The sequence below is a fragment of the Microbispora rosea genome (genome assembly GCF_044460045.1).
Lineage (GTDB): Bacteria > Actinomycetota > Actinomycetes > Streptosporangiales > Streptosporangiaceae > Microbispora > Microbispora rosea.
In genome coordinates this window covers 105,011-122,004 of sequence record NZ_JBITJO010000003.1, presented here as the reverse complement: position 1 = coordinate 122,004, position 16,994 = coordinate 105,011, and the positions used below count along the sequence as shown (strand labels likewise).

At 73.4% G+C, this 16,994-nt stretch carries 12 protein-coding genes; 6 read left to right on the top strand and 6 right to left on the bottom strand.

Annotated features, from left to right (window positions below):
• Positions 1–57 precede the first annotated feature (57 nt).
• Both ACIBK1_RS13000 and ACIBK1_RS12995 read left to right on the top strand, forming a co-directional pair.
• On the top strand, positions 58–1,803 hold the full coding sequence (locus tag ACIBK1_RS13000) for an ABC transporter ATP-binding protein (RefSeq protein WP_396734601.1): 1,746 nt from the start codon (positions 58–60) through the stop codon (positions 1,801–1,803).
• Positions 1,800–3,608, top strand: coding sequence for an ATP-binding cassette domain-containing protein (locus ACIBK1_RS12995; RefSeq protein WP_081903422.1), 1,809 nt, complete (start codon positions 1,800–1,802; stop codon positions 3,606–3,608). Before ACIBK1_RS13000 ends, ACIBK1_RS12995 begins: the two co-directional genes overlap by 4 nt.
• On the opposite strand, the gene ACIBK1_RS12990 is transcribed toward ACIBK1_RS12995, so the two are convergent.
• From ACIBK1_RS12990 to ACIBK1_RS12975, 4 genes are all read right to left on the bottom strand, one after another.
• A complete protein-coding gene (locus ACIBK1_RS12990) occupies positions 3,510–4,166 on the bottom strand; it encodes a response regulator transcription factor (RefSeq protein WP_030507257.1) in 657 nt (218 codons plus the stop codon). The genes ACIBK1_RS12995 and ACIBK1_RS12990 overlap by 99 nt on opposite strands.
• 188 nt (positions 4,167–4,354) lie before the next feature.
• Positions 4,355–5,311, bottom strand: coding sequence for a hypothetical protein (locus ACIBK1_RS12985; protein ID WP_156080859.1), 957 nt, complete (start codon positions 5,309–5,311; stop codon positions 4,355–4,357).
• Positions 5,312–5,477: 166 nt separating this feature from the next.
• Positions 5,478–6,401: a hypothetical protein gene (locus ACIBK1_RS12980; protein ID WP_030507259.1), complete on the bottom strand. Its 924-nt coding sequence runs from the start codon at positions 6,399–6,401 to the stop codon at positions 5,478–5,480.
• 184 nt (positions 6,402–6,585) lie between these two features.
• Positions 6,586–8,427, bottom strand: a complete 1,842-nt coding sequence (locus ACIBK1_RS12975) for an AMP-dependent synthetase/ligase (RefSeq protein ID WP_396734595.1) — start codon at positions 8,425–8,427, stop codon at positions 6,586–6,588.
• 180 nt (positions 8,428–8,607) lie between these two features.
• On the opposite strand from ACIBK1_RS12975, the gene ACIBK1_RS12970 reads away from it, so the two are divergent.
• Complete coding sequence (locus ACIBK1_RS12970; protein WP_081903423.1) at positions 8,608–10,113, top strand: peptide MFS transporter; 1,506 nt, start codon at positions 8,608–8,610, stop codon at positions 10,111–10,113.
• 40 nt (positions 10,114–10,153) lie between these two features.
• Here ACIBK1_RS12970 and yczR read toward each other — a convergent pair whose 3' ends face one another.
• Positions 10,154–11,647, bottom strand: coding sequence for a MocR-like transcription factor YczR (gene yczR, locus ACIBK1_RS12965; RefSeq protein WP_396734592.1), 1,494 nt, complete (start codon positions 11,645–11,647; stop codon positions 10,154–10,156).
• Between the two features lie 64 nt (positions 11,648–11,711).
• Here yczR and yczE point away from each other — a divergent pair, with 64 nt between their 5' ends.
• The 3 genes from yczE (at position 11,712) to ACIBK1_RS12950 (ending at position 16,095) form a co-directional block, all read left to right on the top strand.
• Positions 11,712–12,350 carry a membrane protein YczE gene (gene yczE / locus ACIBK1_RS12960; RefSeq protein ID WP_030507263.1) on the top strand — a complete coding sequence of 213 codons (639 nt, stop codon included), beginning with the start codon at positions 11,712–11,714 and terminating at the stop codon, positions 12,348–12,350.
• Positions 12,351–12,447: 97 nt separating this feature from the next.
• Complete coding sequence (locus ACIBK1_RS12955) at positions 12,448–14,274, top strand: glycoside hydrolase family 15 protein (protein ID WP_396735989.1); 1,827 nt, start codon at positions 12,448–12,450, stop codon at positions 14,272–14,274.
• Positions 14,275–14,322: 48 nt separating this feature from the next.
• A complete protein-coding gene (locus ACIBK1_RS12950; RefSeq protein WP_396734589.1) occupies positions 14,323–16,095 on the top strand; it encodes a glycoside hydrolase family 15 protein in 1,773 nt (590 codons plus the stop codon).
• Here ACIBK1_RS12950 and ACIBK1_RS12945 read toward each other — a convergent pair.
• A complete protein-coding gene (locus ACIBK1_RS12945; RefSeq protein ID WP_396734586.1) occupies positions 16,077–16,970 on the bottom strand; it encodes a GNAT family N-acetyltransferase in 894 nt (297 codons plus the stop codon). The genes ACIBK1_RS12950 and ACIBK1_RS12945 overlap by 19 nt on opposite strands.
• Positions 16,971–16,994: the final 24 nt, after the last annotated feature.

Here is a 16,994-nt window from a genome sequence, read left to right as displayed (position 1 = left end):
CGGCCGCGGGAGCCGTCCCCGTCTGTCCTGTCCGGCCTTTCACCTCTGGAGGATCCGGTGAGCTCACGTCCGGCGGACCTGCTGATCGCGCGGGCCGTACGGCGCGGCGGCCCCTGGCTCGCGGTGCTCGCGGCGACGGCGCTGCTGGGCGCCGCGGCCGACCTGCTGCTCCCGGCGGCGCTCGGCCGCGCCGTCGACGCCGTGGTGCGGATCGGGGCGCGGGATGGAGCGGGGGCCGAAGCCGGGTTCGGGCTCACCGGCGCGCTCGGGACCGCCGCCCTGCTGGTCGCGCTGGTCGTCGCGTGTGACGCGCTGGGCGTGCTCGCGGCCGGGGTGAGCGGGGCGCGGGCGGCGCAGTGGCTGCGCTCCCGGGTGGTGGCCCACACCCTGTCCGTCGGCGCCGGCATGACCCGTCACTTCACGCCAGGTGAGATCGTCACCCGCGCCGGGGTGAACGTGGAGGAGGCCGGGCGGACCCCCGAGGCCGTCGTCACCGCCGCCACGCTGGTCGTTCCGGCGGCCGGCAGCGTCGTCGCCCTCGCGTTGATCGACCCGTGGCTCGCGGTCACGCTGGTGGCCGGTCTGCTCCTGATCGTGGCCGTGCTGCGCGCGTTCATGCGCAGGACCACGGCGGCCTCCGGCGGCTACCAGCAGGCCCAGGGGGAGATCGCGGGCATGCTGGTGGGCGCGCTCGCCGGGGCCCGCACCATCACCGCGGCGGGAACCGAGGACCGGGAGGCGGCGCGCGTGCTCGCCCCGCTCCCCCGCCTGCGCGCCCACGGCCTGGCGCTGTGGCGCCTGCAGGCGCGGGCCGGCGTCCAGGCCGCCGTCGTCGTCCCGCTTCTGGAGATCGCCGTGCTCGCCGTCGGCGGGCTGCGCCTGTCGGCCGGCGGCCTCACCGTCGGGGAACTGCTCGCCGCCGCGCGCTACGTCGTGCTCGGGGCGGGCCTGGGGTCGGCGCTCGGGTACGCGGCGCGCATCGCCCGCGCCCGGTCGGCCGCCCAGCGGCTGGAGCAGCTGTTCGCCGTGCCGCCCCCGGCGTACGGGGACCGGCCGCTGCCGCCGGGCCCGGGCACCCTGGAACTGCGTGACGTGACCGTGCGGGCCGACGGCGTGCGACTGCTGAGCGGCGTCACCCTGGTGGTGCCCGGCGGCACGTGCACGGCCGTGGTGGGCCGCTCGGGCTCGGGCAAGTCGTCGCTGGCCGCCGTCGCCGGCCGGCTCGTCGATCCCGAACGCGGCGCTGTCCTGCTGGACGGCGTGCCCCTGCGTGAGATCGGGCGGGAGCCGCTGCGCCGCGCCGTCGGATACGCGTTCGAGCGGCCCGCGCTGTTCGGCGAGACGCTGGGCGAGGCCGTCGCCTTCGGCCTCGGCCCGGCGGACGACGCCGGGGAGCGTAACGAGAACGCGGCGCGGGCGGCCGCGGGCGCCGCCCGCGCCGACGCCTTCATCCGGCGGCTGCCGCTCGGGTACGACACCCCGGTCGGCGAGGCGCCGATGTCCGGGGGCGAGACCCAGCGGATCGGCCTGGCCCGCGCGTTCGCCCAGGCCGGTCGGCTGCTGATCCTGGACGACGCCATGTCGAGCCTGGACACGGTGACCGAGCGGCAGGTCGGGCGGGCGCTCACCGGAAGCCTGTCCGACCGCACCCGGCTGGTGGTGGCCCATCGCGTGACGACGGCGGCGCAGGCCGACCAGGTCGTGTGGCTGGAGAACGGGCGGGTCCGCGCGGCCGGCACGCACGAGCGGCTGTGGCACGACCCCGGCTACCGCGCGGTCTTCCGCGCCGAGGAGGCCTCGTGAAGCGCCGCGCACCCGGGGGAGGGCGGCCGGGAGCGGCCGCCGGGCGGCTGGTCGTGGGGGCGCTGCGGCGCGAACCCTCCCGGCTGCTGTGGCTGGCCTGCTGGTCGGTGGCGGAGGCCCTGCCCGCGCTGACCGGCGGGTACGCGATCGCGCGGGCCGTGGACGACGGCTTCGCCGCGGGGCGGCCCGGCGCCGGCCTGATGTGGCTGGGCGTGCTGGCCGCCGCGTGGGGGGTGGCCGCGGTGGCCGCCCGGCAGGTGCTGCTGCTCATCGCGGGGATCGTCGAGCCGTTCCGCGACGACCTGCTCGAGCGTGTGGTGACCGGGGCGCTGCGCGCCGGGCGGGGCGGCGACAGCGCGGCGGTCGCCCGGATGAACCATCAGGTCGAGCTGGCCAGGGACGCCTTCGGCGCGATCATCACGGTGGTCAGAACCTTCGTGTTCACGGTGGCCGGCGTGGCGGTCGGGCTGACGACCCTGGCCCCGGAGATCGTCCCGCTCGTGCTGGCGCCGGTGGCCCTGGGGCTCGGCCTGTTCCTCGTCTCCCTGCCCGCCCTGGCCCGGCGTCAGCGCGAGTTCATCGTCGCCGACGAGCGTACGGCCGCCGCGGTGGCCGCGATGGCGGGCGGCCTGCGGGACGTGACCGCGTGCGGCGGTGAGGCCCGGGTCGCGGCGAGCGTTGGGCGGGAGGTCTCCCGGCAGGCGAGGGCCGCGCGGGCGCTGGCCCGGGTGACGGCGTCGCGCACGCTGTCGCTGGCGGTGGGAGCGTGGCTGCCGGTGGTGCTCCTGCTGGCCGGCGCGCCCTGGCTGGTGCGCCAGGGGGTCACCGGCGGGGTGATCCTCGGCTCGCTGACCTACGTGATGCAGTCGCTCTCCCCCGCGCTCGGCGGCCTGGTCCAGGGCCTCGGCGTCAGCGGCGTCCGGCTGGCCGTCACGCTGGAGCGCATCCTGCACGCGCCCGGCCCGCCCGTGCCGCACGGCGACAGGGAACCCGGCGGGGTCCGGCTGGAGCTGCGCCGAGTGCGCTTCGCCTACGGCGCCGCAGGGCACAAGGCCCCCGAGCCGGTGATCGACGGCCTGGACCTCGACGTGCCCGAGGGCGACCACCTGGCGGTCGTCGGCCCGAGCGGGATCGGCAAGTCCACGCTGGCCGCGCTCGTCGCCGGCCTGCTGACCCCGGACGACGGCGAGGTCCTCGTCGGCGGCGTCCCGGCCGCGCGGGTCCGCCCGGCCGCCCGCGCGCTGATCCCCCAGGAGGCGTACGTCTTCCCCGGCACCCTGGCGGAGAACCTGACGTACCTCGCGCCGGGGACGCCTCCCGAGCGGGTGGACGAGGCCGTGGCGGCGTTCGGGCTGACGGAGCTCGCGCGGCGCACCGCGGGCGGCCCGCTCGACCCGGCCGAGCTGTCCGCGGGCGAGCGGCAGCTCGTCGCGCTGGCCAGGACCTACCTGTCCCCCGCCCGGCTGGTCGTGCTGGACGAGGCGACCTGCCATCTCGACCCCGCGGCGGAGGCCCGGGCGGAGGCGGCCTTCGCGGCGCGCGGGGGCACCGTGATCGTCGTGGCGCACCGGATCTCCTCGGCCCTGCGGGCCCGGCGGGTGCTGGTCATGGACGGCACTCGCGTCCTGCTCGGCACGCATGAGGAGATGGTGGCCTCCTCACCGCTGTACGCCGACCTGGTGGGCCACTGGGAGGGCCCGGGGAGGCTACCGGCGGGGGCGGTAGCGGAGAATGCCGAGGTCGCGGCCGGCCGCGGGCCACAGCCAGCCGCACTCGGAGGCGATCTGGATCGCCTCGACGCGTGAGCGGGCGCCGACCTTGGTGAGGATGCGGGACAGGTAGTTGCGGACCGTTCCCCGCGACAGCGACAGGCGGTCGGCGATCTCGCCGACGGTGGCGCCGCCGGCCGCGGTCTCCAGGACGTCGAGCTCGCGGGCGGTCAGCGGGTTGCTCTCGGCGTCGAGCGCGGCCACCGCGAGCTCGGGATCGATGACCCGTTCCCCCTTCGACACGCGGCGGATGCAGTCCACGAGGTGGCCCGGCGAGGCGTCCTTCACGACGAAGCCGCGCACGTTGGCGTCCAGCGCCTTGCGCAGCGCCATGGGCGTCCCGAGCCCGGTGAGGACGACGGTCCTGCAGGAGGGCAGCCGGCGGTGCAGCTCGGCCGCGGCGGTGATGCCGTCGACGCCGGGCATCCCGATGTCGAGCACGGCGACGTCGGGGCGCCGCAGGCAGCCGAGCCGGACGATGTCCTCGCCCTTGTCCGCCTCGGCCACCACCTCGAGGTCGTCCTCGCTCGACAGGAGGGCGACCAGCGCCTTGCGGATGAGGTGCATGTCCTCGGCGAGCATCAGTCGGATCAAATTAGACCCCCTACACGCGGTGCGAGCGGGTGCTCGCCGTTGGTGACCGCGGCGCTTCACTCACTATGAGGGTTTCGCGCGCATGCCGGGACCTCTCTACCCCAACTGTCACCTTTAATCAGGAAGCGCGTCACAGAAAAGCCGACGCCCGGCCCCTTCACGGAAGCCGGGCGTCGCGGTCGGGTCTTCTAGTGCCAGACCTTCACGTAGTCGGTCGCCTGGGAACCCTTGAGCCCGCGGGTGCCGTCGAACCGCACCGCCCAGGTGCCGGAGCGGAAAGCCCGGACCTTGGTGGCGAAGTCGCCGTCGCCGGCGGTCTTGACGGTGCTGACGTACTGCCACTTGTGGGAGCCGGAGGGCTGGAAGTAGACCTTCACGTTCTGCGAGCCCAGCCAGTGCCAGTTGTTCCAGTAGTTGTGGCTGTCGGAGCAGAAGCGGTCGCCGCCCTGGCGGCCGGAGAAGTCGTTCCACCCGTCGTAGTACCAGTCACCCCAGCACTGCGCGACCTGCAGCGAGCCCTTGAGGGTCAGCGAGCGGCCCTTGCGGACCGGCTCGGGCGTGGCGTCGAAGCCGGCGATGCGGGTCGCCTTGGGACCCGTCGGGCGCGGCGCGTGCCACTCGTTGCGCTTCACCGTGAAGCTGCGGTCGGTGGTGTACTTCTTGCCGTCGAGCCCGATGGCCTCGACGTGCACCTTGTAGGTGCCGGCGCGGTCGCTCCAGTCGAAGCTCCACGAGCGCGAGGCGCTGTCGAACTTCGGACCGTCGTTGTGACCGCTCTTCTGCTTGCCGAACCAGTGGTCGCCGCCGTGGTCGCCGTGACCCTGCGGACCCCACAGGTCGATGTCCACGCTCTGGACGTCCTTGGTCGTCACCCGGGCGGTGACCCGGGCGGACCGGCCCTTGCTCACCACGACGACGTTGGGATCGACGTCGACCGAGATGATGCGGGGGTCGGCCTTGTACGGCTTGTGGAAGTCAGGCTTGTGGAAGTCAGGCTTGTGCGGCTTGCGGAAGGTGTCCCCAGCGGTGGGGCTCGGCGTGGGCGACGGCGTAGGCGCGACAGTGTCCGCGTACGCGGGCGCAGTCGCGAGCGCCGTGGCGCCCATGGCGACCGCTACCAGGGTGGTAGCAGCTCGTTTCACCATGAGGGTTATTCCTCTCCCCGTTCAGGAACGCACCCCCGGTTTGGGGTACGCCAACGTCATAGACGTCACAAGCGAGAGAAAAGTTGCCTCACAGGTTCAGGAAAGACATAACAAAAGAGTAACGCCCTATTTGTCCGTTTATCTCTTTTGTGGTAATAGGGGCTGTTTACGCCTCGCGTTGCGGACTGGCATCGGCGGCGTACCGGGAGGTGCCCGCGTACTCGGCACGCCAGGCGCCCTCGCCGTCCGCACGGACCCGGGCGGTGAACCAGCCGTCCCTGCGGGTGACCGCCTCCCCGACGGTCTTCCAGCGGGACGACCCCTCGGGGCGGAAACGGATCCTGACCCGCTGCCCGGCGAAGGGCCGGTAGTCGACCTTCCCGACCGGGTCGACCCGCATCAGCGTCCCGGTGACGCGCACGCCGTTCCCCTCGCGGGCCACCTTGAGCCCCTCGATCTCGGTCTCCCGGCGCAGGTTGAAGCCCGCGTGGGCGACGACCCGCTCGCCCCGCCCGTTCACCGCGGTCGCGACGACCGTCCAGGGGCCGCTCGGATACCACCGCGACAGCGCCTTGTCCGGAAGGAACCGCCAGGTCTCCCACTCCCCGGACGAGATCCGCCGGGCCGGCCTGCCGTCGCGTGACGCGCCCGTCACGCCGGGCACCACGGCGGACGCCAGCCCGCCCAGGCCCGGCAGGGGCACGGCGGCAGGCACAGCGGCGGGCACGGTGCCGGGCACGGTGGCCGGCACGGTGGCGCCCGGGGGGGCAACCGGGTCCGGGGAGACGGACGGCACCGGAACGGCGTCGCCGGACGGCGGCGAGGGGGTGACGTCCGGCCCGGGCTCCTCGCCGGGCTCGTCGTCTTCCGCGGGGGCGCGGCCGGGTTCCAGGACGACGGAGACGCGGTCCGCGCCGCGTGCCACCACGTCGACGACCAGCCGCACCGATCCGCTCGGGCCCACCACGGGGTCGGACGGGCGCACCACGACCGAGCGGATGGCCAGGTCTCCGGAGGCGGGGGCCGGCGCGGCCGCCGCCGCCGTCGTCGCCGTCGCGAGGACCAGCGTCGCGAGCAGAGGTCTCATCATGCCCCGTGACCGTACGCACGCCCGCGGGCCGTCCCGCCCCCGACACACTCCCGGGCCGGTAAAGATTCGGCCCGGCGAGTCTTCGGCGCAGGGGCTTCGGCGCCGGGGGATTCGGCGCGGGGGGATTCGGCGCGGGGGGATCCCGCGCGGTGGGGATCCAACGCGGCGAGGACCCGCCTCGTGATCAGCCGGTCGCGTACAGCTCCTCGATCACCTCGGCGTACCGGGCGTGGACGACCCGGCGCTTGAGCTTCAGGCTGGGGGTGAGCTCCGCGGTCTCGGCCGTCCACTCGACGGGCAGCAGCCGCCACCGCTTGACCTGCTGCACCCGGGCGAGCTTGCGGTTGGCGGCCTCGACCGCCGCCTCGACCTCCTTCAGCACGTCGGGGTGCGCGGCCAGGTCGGACAGGGAGCCGAAGGCGATGCCGCGCGCCCTCGCCCACTCGGGGGCCACCTCGCCGTCCAGGGTGAGGATCGCCACCGGATAGGGCCGGCGGTCCCCGTACGCGAGAGCCTGGCCGATGAGCGGGTGCTCCTTCAGGTGGCCCTCGATGGCGGCCGGGGAGACGTTCTCCCCTCCGGAGGTGATGAACAGCTCCTTCTTGCGGTCGACGATGCGGACGAAGCCGTCCTCGTCGATCGACCCCACGTCGCCGGTGTGCAGCCAGCCGTCGTCGTCGAGGAGCTCGGCGGTGGCCTCCGGCAGGCCGAGGTAGCCCCGGGTGTTGAGCGGGCTGCGGGTGAGGATCTCGCCGTCCTCGGCGATCCGCACCTCGACGCCCGGCTCGGCCCGGCCCACCGTGCCGAGCCTGAAGACCTCCGGCGAGTTGACGGTGAAGGCGCCGGTCGTCTCGGTCATGCCGTACACGTCGATGACCTTCAGGCCGAGGCCGGCGAAGAACCGCTGCACCTCGACCGGCATCGGCGCGGCGGCGGTCGCGCACCAGCGGGCCTGGTCGAGCCCGATCAGGGAGCGGACGACCGACAGCAGCGCGGCGTCGGCCCGCTCGTACGCCTCCCGCACCTCGGGCGTGACCGTGTGCCCGTGCTGCTGCCCCTCGACGTACGCGAGCCCGGCGGCCATCGCCGCCCGCACGTTCTCCTGCTGCTCGGGCGGCTGGGTGGCCAGCAGGGCCTGCAGCCTGGCCATCATCTTCTCCCAGACGCGGGGGACGCCGAAGAAGAGCACGGGACGCACCTGGCCGAGCGTGGCGCCGAGGTTCGCCATGTCCGTGCAGAAGTAGACGTGGTTGACCTTGACCAGCGGCAGATAGAGACTCAGCACCCGCTCGGCGATGTGGGCGTAGGTGAGGTAGGAGATCTGCGTGCCGTGCGTGGGCAGTTCGATCATCCGCTGGGTCGTGACGATCTCGAACAGCACGTTGGCGTGCGTCAGCGGGACACCCTTGGGGTTGCCCGTCGTCCCCGAGGTGTAGAGGACGGCCAGCGTGTCCTCCGGGGTCACCGCGCGCCAGCGCGCGTCCACCGCGGCCCGGTCGGCGGCCAGCGCGTCGGCGCCGAGCTTCAGGAACGCCTCCCAGCTCAGGAAGCGCTCGTCGCCCTCGGGCGCGCCCTCCAGCATGACGATCCTCGTGAGCGCGGGCAGCTCGCCGAGTACCGGCTCCCAGCGGGCCAGGTCGGCCGGGCCGCCGAGCACCGCGATCCGCGCCCCGACGTCGCGGGCGACGTACGCCACCTGCTCGGGGGCGAAGGTCGCGTAGATCGAGCAGGGGACGCCGCCCGCGTGGACGGCCCCGAGGTCGGCCAGCACGTGCTCGCTGCGGTTGACCAGCATCAGCGCGACGGCGTCGCCCGGCCGCAGGCCCAACGCGGCGTAGCCCGCGGCGATCTGCAGCGCCCTCCCGCGCGCCTCGGCGTAGGTCAGGGTCGTCCAGCCGTCGCCGGCGGGATCGGAGTAGGCAGGCGAGTCCGGATGCTCCTGCGCGGCCCACCTGAGCTGCTCGCACACCGTCCGGCCCGCGATCTCCTGTTCGATCGCGGCCCGCTCCTCGATCACGCCGGTCATCGCGCCTCCCAAGGGGTATTCCGCACGCGTGGCATGCATCGCACCACACAGGATCATCGGGGACAAGACCCCGGCGACGAGAAGCACGGCGCCCTGTGCTATGGGCGGCCCTCATAATCGGACAAACAAGACATAAAGGCAGGTAAGGTACACGGGACGATGCGTGATCGGGGGGATCGCATGGCATCCGGAAGATCGGGTCCGCCGACGGCCGAGCGGACGTTCTTCGGCCATCCGCGGGGGCTGGCCACGCTGTTCGGCACGGAGATGTGGGAGCGCTTCAGCTACTACGGCATGCGCGCCATCCTCGTCCTGTTCCTGACCGCGCCCGTCGCACGCGGCGGCATGGGCCTGCCGGAGACGACCGCGGTCGGCATCTACGGCGTCTACATCGCCTCGGTCTACCTGCTCGCCATCGCGGGCGGCTGGCTCGCCGACCGGCTGCTCGGGGCGCGCAGGACCGTGCTGTGCGGCGCCCTGGTCATCATGGGCGGCCACGTCAGCATGGCGATGCCCGTGGGCGGCGGGTTCGTCTGGCTCGGCCTCGTGCTGATCGCGCTGGGCAGCGGGCTGCTCAAGCCGAACATGTCGGCGCTGGTGGGCGAGCTGTACCGGAACGAGGACGACGCCCGGCGCGACTCCGGCTACACGATCTTCTACATGGGCATCAACCTGGGCGCCTTCCTCGGCATCATGGTCGTGCCCTGGCTGCAGACGGGCGGCCGCTGGCACCTCGCCTTCGGCGCGGCGGCGCTCGGCATGGCCTTCGGCCTGGCGCAGTACGTGCGGGGCCGGGCCACGCTCCACGGCGCCGGCGAGGAGCCGGACCACCGCATGACACCGGACGAACAGCGGCGCTTCAAGGCCGTCGCGGGCGTCTCGCTCGCCACCGGCGCGGGCGCGCTCGCCCTGTGGGCGCTCAGCGGCACGCTCACCGTGGACCGGTTCGCCCTCGTGCTCACGGTCGTGACGGCCGCCGTTCCGGTCGCGTACTTCGCCTTCCTGTTCTCCTCGCGCGAGGTCACCGCGGAGGAGCGCAAGGGCCTGTACGCGTACGTGTGGCTGTTCCTGGCCGCCGCGATCTTCTGGCTCGTCTACGACCAGGCCGGCAGCGCCCTGCTGCTGTTCGCGAAGAACGACACGAATCTGGACGTGCTCGGCTTCACGATCCCGCCGGGCTGGGTGGGCAACGTCAACTCGCTCGCGATCATCCTCGTCGCACCCCTCTTCGCGGAGATGTTCCTCAAGGCGGGCACCAGGATCAGCACTCCGCTCAAGTTCGCGGTCGGCCTGGTGCTCGTCGGGCTGAGCTTCGTCGTCATGTCGGTCGCGGCCGGCATCGCCTCCGGCGGGGTGAAGGTCTCGGTCATGTGGCTGCTGTCGGTCTACCTCATCCAAACCGTCGGCGAGCTGTTCCTCAGCCCGGCCGGGCTGTCGGTCACCAACAAGCTCGCCCCCCGGGCGTTCGAGAACCAGCTCATGGGTCTGTGGTTCCTCTCGATGGCCCTCGGCGACTCCGTCGGCGGCCAGGCCTACCGGCTGACCACGGTCGTGCCGATGCCCGTGTACTACCTCGCGCTCGCGCTCGCCGCGATCGCGGCGGGCCTGCTCATGCTGCTGTTCGTCCGCAGGCTCCGCATGATGATGGCCGAGCACCACGTGCCGTCCGTGCCCGCGGCCGGCTGAGCACAGCGGGACCGGGCAGAGGCAGGGCCGGAAACGCCGCTCACAGGGTCGGCGTGAGCGGCTCGCGCGGGCGATAACCGGCGGGGTCGCGGGCGATGCGGCGCACCGCCTCCTCCATCACCGCCGGCGGCTGGGTGAACGGCAGCCGCAGGTAGCGCTCCAGCGTGCCGTCCACTCCGAACCACGGGCCCGGAGCCAGCCGCACGCCGCGGGCGGCGGCGGCCTCGGCGACCGAGCTCGCCACCGGCCCGTCGAGCCGCACCCACAGCGAGCCGCCGCCGCGCGGCGGCGTGAACGCCCAGCCGGGCAGCTCCTCCCGCAGCACCGCGGCGAGCGCCGCACACGACGCGCCGAGCGCACGGCGGCGCTCGGCGCGCGCCTCCTCGACCCGCTCGAACAGGCACGCGACGACCAGTTGCTCGAAGACCGCGCCCGCGATGTCCACGGCGGCCCGCAGCACGGCCAGGCGGCGGATGGTCGCGGCGCTCGCCCGGATCCAGCCGACCCGCAGGCCGCCCCACCACAGCTTCGAGGCCGAGCCCACGCTGATCACCCGGCCGTCGGTGTCGAACGCGGCCAGCGGCGCCGCACGCGCCGTCTCGTCCAGCACGATCTCCGCCCAGCTCTCGTCGGCGATCAGCGTGACGCCGTACCGGCGGGCCGCCTCCACCAGTGCGGCGCGGCCGGCGTCGGCCATCAGGTGTCCCGTCGGGTTCTGGAAGTCGGGGATGACGTAGGCCAGGCGGGCCGCCGACTGGTGCATCGCGCAGCTCACCAGGTCGAGGTGCCAGCCGTCCTCCTGCACGCCGACCGGCACCAGGCGGGCTCCCTTCATCCGGGCCGCGTCGATCGCGTGCGGGTAGGTCGGCGACTCGACCAGCACCGGGTCGCCCCGCCCGGCGAACGCCGACATCAGCAGGTGGACGGCCTGCTGGGCCCCGGCCGTGACGAGGATCTGCTCGGGCCGGGTGGGCAGCCCCCGCTCGCCGTACCTGCGGGCGATCGCCTCGCGCAGCGGCGCGAGCCCGGCCGGGTGGTAGCCCATGCCCAGCGCGTACCGGTGGTAGGCCCGGCCCGCCTCCTCGATGGCCTCGCCCAGCAGGGCGGTCGCCGGGGGCGCCGCCGCGTGCAGCGGCAGCAGCCCGTCGTCGTCGGACGCCAGCCACGGGTTGTCGGTCCCGAGCGCGCCCGCGTCGGGCAGGGCCGCGCGGCTGCCCGATCCCTGCCTGCTCTCCAGGTAGCCCTGCTCGCGCAGCCGGTCGTACGCGGCGGTCACGGTGGTGCGGCTCACACCGAGGGCCTCGGCCAGGTGCCGCTCGGCCGGCAGGCGCACCCCCACGGCGAGCCTCCCGTCGAGGACCAGGCCGCGTACGGCCTCCGCGAGCGCCCGGTAGTAGGGCCGGGCCTCCGGCCTGTCCCCCGCGCCCTTCGCCGTGCCCTTCGCCGTGCCGTCAGCCGCGCCTTCAGCCGCGCCTTCTGCCCCGCCGCCCCGGACGAGCCGGGCGAGCTGGGCAGCGCTGAGATGCCGATCCATGCAGGCCAATTTCTCTGATTGGCCCTTTTCTCGCAACCCCTCCGGCTTGCACGATGGGCCGACTATGACCGAACTGTCCCTCCCCCGCCCTCGTTCGCTCCCGCTGCGGCTCATCCGCCTCTACACCGGCCTGGCGCTGTACGGCGCCGGGATCGCCCTGCTCGTCAGGTCCGGGCTGGGCCTCGACCCCTGGGAGGTCTTCCACCAGGGCATGTCGGTGCGCACCGGGTGGTCGATCGGCCTGTGCATCAACCTGGTGGGCGCGCTGGTGCTGCTGCTGTGGATTCCCCTGCGGCAACGCCCCGGCCTCGGCACGATCAGCAACGTCCTGGTGGTCGGCACCAGCGCCGACGGGGTGATGGCACTGGTGCCCGCGCCCTCGGCCTGGCCGGTCCAGTGGGCCTTCCTGCTGGGCGGCATCGTCGCCATCGCCGCCGCCTCGGGGCTCTACATCCACGCGGGCTTCGGCCCGGGGCCGCGCGACGGCCTGATGACGGGCCTCAACCGGCTCGGCCTGTCGATCCGGCTGGCCCGCACGGTCGTCGAGATCGGCGTGCTCGCCGTGGGCTGGCTGCTCGGCGGCACGGTCGGGATCGGCACGGTGGTGTTCGCGGTGACGATCGGCCCGGTGACGCAGGTCTTCATGAAGCTGTGGGCTCCCGCCGGGGACACCGCCCGGCCACCGGGTACGAAGCCGTCGTGATTACACGGCCGGGGCCCGGACCGCGGCAGGCGCGGATGCGCCCGACCAAGCAGGCCGGCGTGGGACCGCTGCCGGGGGAGGAGGCCCACGCCCGGCGCTGAGGGGGACCCGAGCGCGGGGAGGCGAGCGCATGCGGATCGAGGACTACGCCATGATCGGGGACACGCAGTCGGCCGCCCTCGTCGGCATGGACGGGTCGGTCGACTGGCTGTGCCTGCCGAGGTTCGACTCTCCCTCCTGCTTCGCCCGGCTGCTCGGCGACGAGCACAACGGCTTCTGGCGGCTCGCCGCCGCGGGGCACGACCGGGCCGCCCGGCGGGCCTACGTCGAGGACACGCTCGTGCTCGCGACCGAATGGGAGACCTCCACCGGGACGGCCAGGGTCGTCGACTTCATGCCGCCCCGCTCCGGCAATCCCGACCTCGTGCGGATCGTGGAGGGCCTGTCCGGCACAGTGGAGATGACGACCGAGATCCGCATCCGCTTCGACTACGGCCGCATCGTCCCCTGGGTGCGCCGGATCGGCGGGCACCTGCACGCCATCGGCGGCCCGGACTCGGTCTGGGTGCGCTCCCCGATCTGCCTGCGGGGCGGCGACTACCGGCACGAGGCGACGTTCACGGTCGCCGCCGGCGAGCGGGTGCCGTTCGTCTTCACCTGGCACCCCTCGCACCGGCCGCAGCCCGAGGTCATCGACCCCCTGGACGAGCTCGGCCTCACCGTCGCCGTGTGGCGGGAGTGGATCTCCCGTTGCGGCTACCGGGGTCCCTGGCGCGACGCCGTGGTCCGCTCGCTCATCACGCTCAAAGCGCTCACCTACAGCCCCACCGGCGGCATCGTGGCCGCCCCGACCACCTCACTGCCCGAGCGCCTGGGCGGGGTGCGCAACTGGGACTACCGCTACTGCTGGCTGCGCGACGCGGCGATGGCTCTCGACGCGCTCCTGCGATGCGGATACCTCGAGGAGGCGGACGCCTGGCGCGTGTGGCTGCTGCGCGCCATCGCCGGCCGCCCCGAGGACCACCAGATCATGTACGGCGTGGCCGGCGAACGCCGCCTGCCGGAGACGACGCTCGACTGGCTGCCGGGCTACGAGGGCTCACGGCCGGTGCGCATCGGCAACGGGGCCGCCGGCCAGTTCCAGCTCGACGTCTACGGCCAGGTGGTCAACGCCCTCTACCGGGCACGCAAACAGGGCATGGCGCCCGACGACTACACCTGGTCGCTGCTGCTGAAAGGGGCGGTCTTCCTCGAGCACAACTGGGACCGGCCGGACGAGGGACTGTGGGAGGTGCGCGGCCCCCGCCGCCACTTCGTCCATTCCAAGGTCATGGCGTGGCTCGCCTTCGACCGTTTGACCCGCGCGGCCGAGCTGGGCCGCACCGGCCCGTTCGACCGGTGGGCCGCCCTGCGCGACCATATCCACGCCGAGGTCTGCGACAAGGGCTACGACCCCGTACGCAACACCTTCACCCAGTCCTACGGCTCCCGCGAACTGGACGCCGCTCTCCTCCAGATCCCCATCGTCGGCTTCCTCCCCCCCGACGACCCCCGCGTCATCGGCACCGTCGAGGCCATCGAACGCGAACTCATGACCGACGGCTTCGTCCTGCGCTACCCCCTCGCCGAAGACAACCCCGTCGACGGCCTCCCCGGCGGCGAAGGCGCCTTCCTCGCCTGCAGCTTCTGGCTCGCCGAAGCCCGCGCAATGATCGGCCGCCACAACGACGCCGTCGAACTCTTCGAACACCTCATCGCCCTCACCAACGACGTCGGCCTCCTCGCCGAGGAATACGACCCCACAACAGACCGCCAACTCGGCAACTTCCCCCAAGCCTTCAGCCACATCCACCTGATCCGCACCGCCCTGGCCCTGAGCGGGGAGATACGCGGCGCCGGCATGGCGGAGGCGACGAGCAGGTGACCGCGCTCGCGGATGAGCGGACAGCCCGCGCCCGGTAGCGTGACGGGCATGCGGATCGAGGACTACGCCATGATCGGGGACATGCAGTCGGCCGCCCTCATCGGCATGGACGGGTCGGTCGACTGGCTGTGCCTGCCGAGGTTCGACTCCCCCTCCTGTTTCACGCGGCTGCTCGGCGACGAGTCCAACGGCTTCTGGCGGCTCGCCGCCGCGGGACAGGAGCAGGCCACGCGCCGCGCGTACGTCGAGGACACGCTCATCCTGGAGACCGTCTGGGAGACGCCCACGGGCTCGGTCAAGGTGATCGACTTCATGCCGTCCCGGCACGCCAACCCCGATCTCGTACGGATCGTGGAGGGCCTGTCCGGCACGGTGGAGATGACGACCGAGATCCGAATCCGCTTCGACTACGGCCGCATCGTTCCCTGGGTGCGCCGCAGCAACGGGCACCTGCACGCCATCGGCGGCCCCGACTCGGTCTGGATCCACTCCGGAGTCCCGCTGCACGGGGGCGACTACCGGCACCGGGCGACGTTCACGGTCGCCGCCGGCGAGCGGGTGCCGTTCGTGTTCACCTGGCACCCCTCCCACGAGCCGGAGCCTGAGCGGATCGACCCGCTGGAGCAGCTCGCCGAGACCAGGCTCCTGTGGGAGGAGTGGGTCTCCCGTTGCGGTTACCGGGGTCCCTGGCGCGACGCCGTGGTCCGCTCGCTCATCACGCTCAAGGCACTGACCTACAGCCCCACCGGCGGCATCGTGGCCGCCCCGACCACCTCACTGCCCGAGCATCTCGGCGGGGTGCGCAACTGGGACTACCGCTACTGCTGGCTGCGCGACGCCTCCATGACGCTCGACGCGCTGACCGGCGCCGGATACGTCGAGGAGGCCGCCGCCTGGCGTTCCTGGTTACTGCGCGCCATCGCCGGCCGCCCCGAGGACGTCCAGGTCCTGTACGGCGTGGCCGGCGAACGCCGCCTGCCGGAGATGACGCTCGACTGGCTGCAGGGCTACGAGGACTCGACGCCCGTGCGGATCGGCAACGGGGCGGCGACCCAGCTCCAGCTCGACATCTACGGGGAGTTCGTCGACGCGCTCTACCAGGCGCGCAAGCAGGGCATGGCGCCGGACGACCACGCCTGGGCCCTGGTCACGAAGGTCATGGAGTTCTTCGAGCACAACTGGGACCAGCCCGACGAGGGACTGTGGGAGGTGCGGGGACCCCGCCGCCACTTCGTCCATTCCAAGGTCATGGCCTGGGTCGCGGCCGACCGCATGGTCCGGGTCATCGAGGAGCTGGGCCGGCGCGGCGACGTGGAGCGCTGGCGTGCCCTGCGCGACCGCATCCACGCCGAGGTCTGCGACAAGGGCTACGACCCCGTACGCAACACCTTCACCCAGTCCTACGGCTCCCGCGAACTGGACGCCGCTCTCCTCCAGATCCCCATCGTCGGCTTCCTCCCCCCCGACGACCCCCGCGTCATCGGCACCGTCGAGGCCATCGAACGCGAACTCATGACCGACGGCTTCGTCCTGCGCTACCCCCTCGCCGAAGACAACCCCGTCGACGGCCTCCCCGGCGGCGAAGGCGCCTTCCTCGCCTGCAGCTTCTGGCTCGCCGAAGCCCGCGCAATGATCGGCCGCCACAACGACGCCGTCGAACTCTTCGAACACCTCATCGCCCTCACCAACGACGTCGGCCTCCTCGCCGAGGAATACGACCCCACAACAGACCGCCAACTCGGCAACTTCCCCCAAGCCTTCAGCCACATCCACCTGATCCGCACCGCCCTGGCGCTGACCCGCTACGCCGAGCGGCGGTAGCCGAGGCTCCTGGCGCACTCCCTGAACCCGAGCGACCGGTAGAGCCGGGCGGGCGCCGGATAGGCGTCGTCGCCGCGCGGGCTCACCACCGCCCGCCGTGCACCCGCCCGCCGCGCCGCATCCAGCGCGGCCAGGCAGACGGCCCGCGCGAGGCCGCGCCCGCGGTGGCCCGGCGCGGCGCCGGCCGGCTCGATCCGGGCGGCCCGGTTGGCCTCGTCCAGCCACACCAGGCAGAACGCCGCGGCGCTCCCGTCCGGCGCCTCGGCGATCCAGTCCAGGTCCGGCCGATACGGCCAGGCCCGCCGGACCGCGTGGTAGCTCTCCTCGGTCACCCGCGACGGGTGGAACGCCGCCCGGTGCGCGGCGGCGCGTCGCGGGACGTCGGCGTCGGCCACCGTCCGCAGGCGGTATCCGGCGGGCGGGCGCGGGGCGGGCAGGCCGTCGTCCAGGTCCATGACCATGTGCAGGAAGAAGGGCCCGTCGCCGGCACGCCGATAGCCGTGCCGTTCGAGCGCCGGGAACAGGTGCGTCTCGGTGCTGGAGACCGTGACCGTCCGGACGTGCCCGGGCGCCGTCGCGGGCGCCGTCGCCGCGAACCAGCCCAGGACCTCGCCGGCCAGCGCTGGGTGGCGCGGGTCGGCCGCCAGACCGAGGTGGCCGGAATCGGCCCATCCCCAGGCCGCGGTCGCGTCACCGGCGTCCCAGAGCATGGTCGGCCACTCGTGCTCCCTGCCCGTGTGCTGGAAGCGTTCCCACGCCAGGTCGCCGACGTGCCAGGTCGCCCCGGGCGACCACAACCGGGCGGCGAGGTCCTGCATCGCCCGCAGGTCGTCCGCCCCGGCGTACGGTCTGCGGTCGAAGCGCGCGGTCGTCATGCCGGCCAGTCTCACCCCGGCCGG

Excerpts from the sequence above, each read along its gene's own strand:
- ACIBK1_RS12975 (WP_396734595.1), bottom strand. The coding sequence starts at position 8,427 with ATGACCGGCGTGATCGAGGAGCGGGCCGCGATCGAACAGGAGATCGCG.
- ACIBK1_RS12980 (WP_030507259.1), bottom strand. The coding sequence starts at position 6,401 with ATGATGAGACCTCTGCTCGCGACGCTGGTCCTCGCGACGGCGACGACG.
- ACIBK1_RS12985 (WP_156080859.1), bottom strand. The coding sequence starts at position 5,311 with ATGGTGAAACGAGCTGCTACCACCCTGGTAGCGGTCGCCATGGGCGCC.
- ACIBK1_RS12945 (WP_396734586.1), bottom strand. The coding sequence starts at position 16,970 with ATGACGACCGCGCGCTTCGACCGCAGACCGTACGCCGGGGCGGACGAC.
- ACIBK1_RS12950 (WP_396734589.1), top strand. The coding sequence starts at position 14,323 with ATGCGGATCGAGGACTACGCCATGATCGGGGACATGCAGTCGGCCGCC.
- yczR (WP_396734592.1), bottom strand. The coding sequence starts at position 11,647 with ATGGATCGGCATCTCAGCGCTGCCCAGCTCGCCCGGCTCGTCCGGGGC.
- ACIBK1_RS12970 (WP_081903423.1), top strand. The coding sequence starts at position 8,608 with ATGGCATCCGGAAGATCGGGTCCGCCGACGGCCGAGCGGACGTTCTTC.
- yczE (WP_030507263.1), top strand. The coding sequence starts at position 11,712 with ATGACCGAACTGTCCCTCCCCCGCCCTCGTTCGCTCCCGCTGCGGCTC.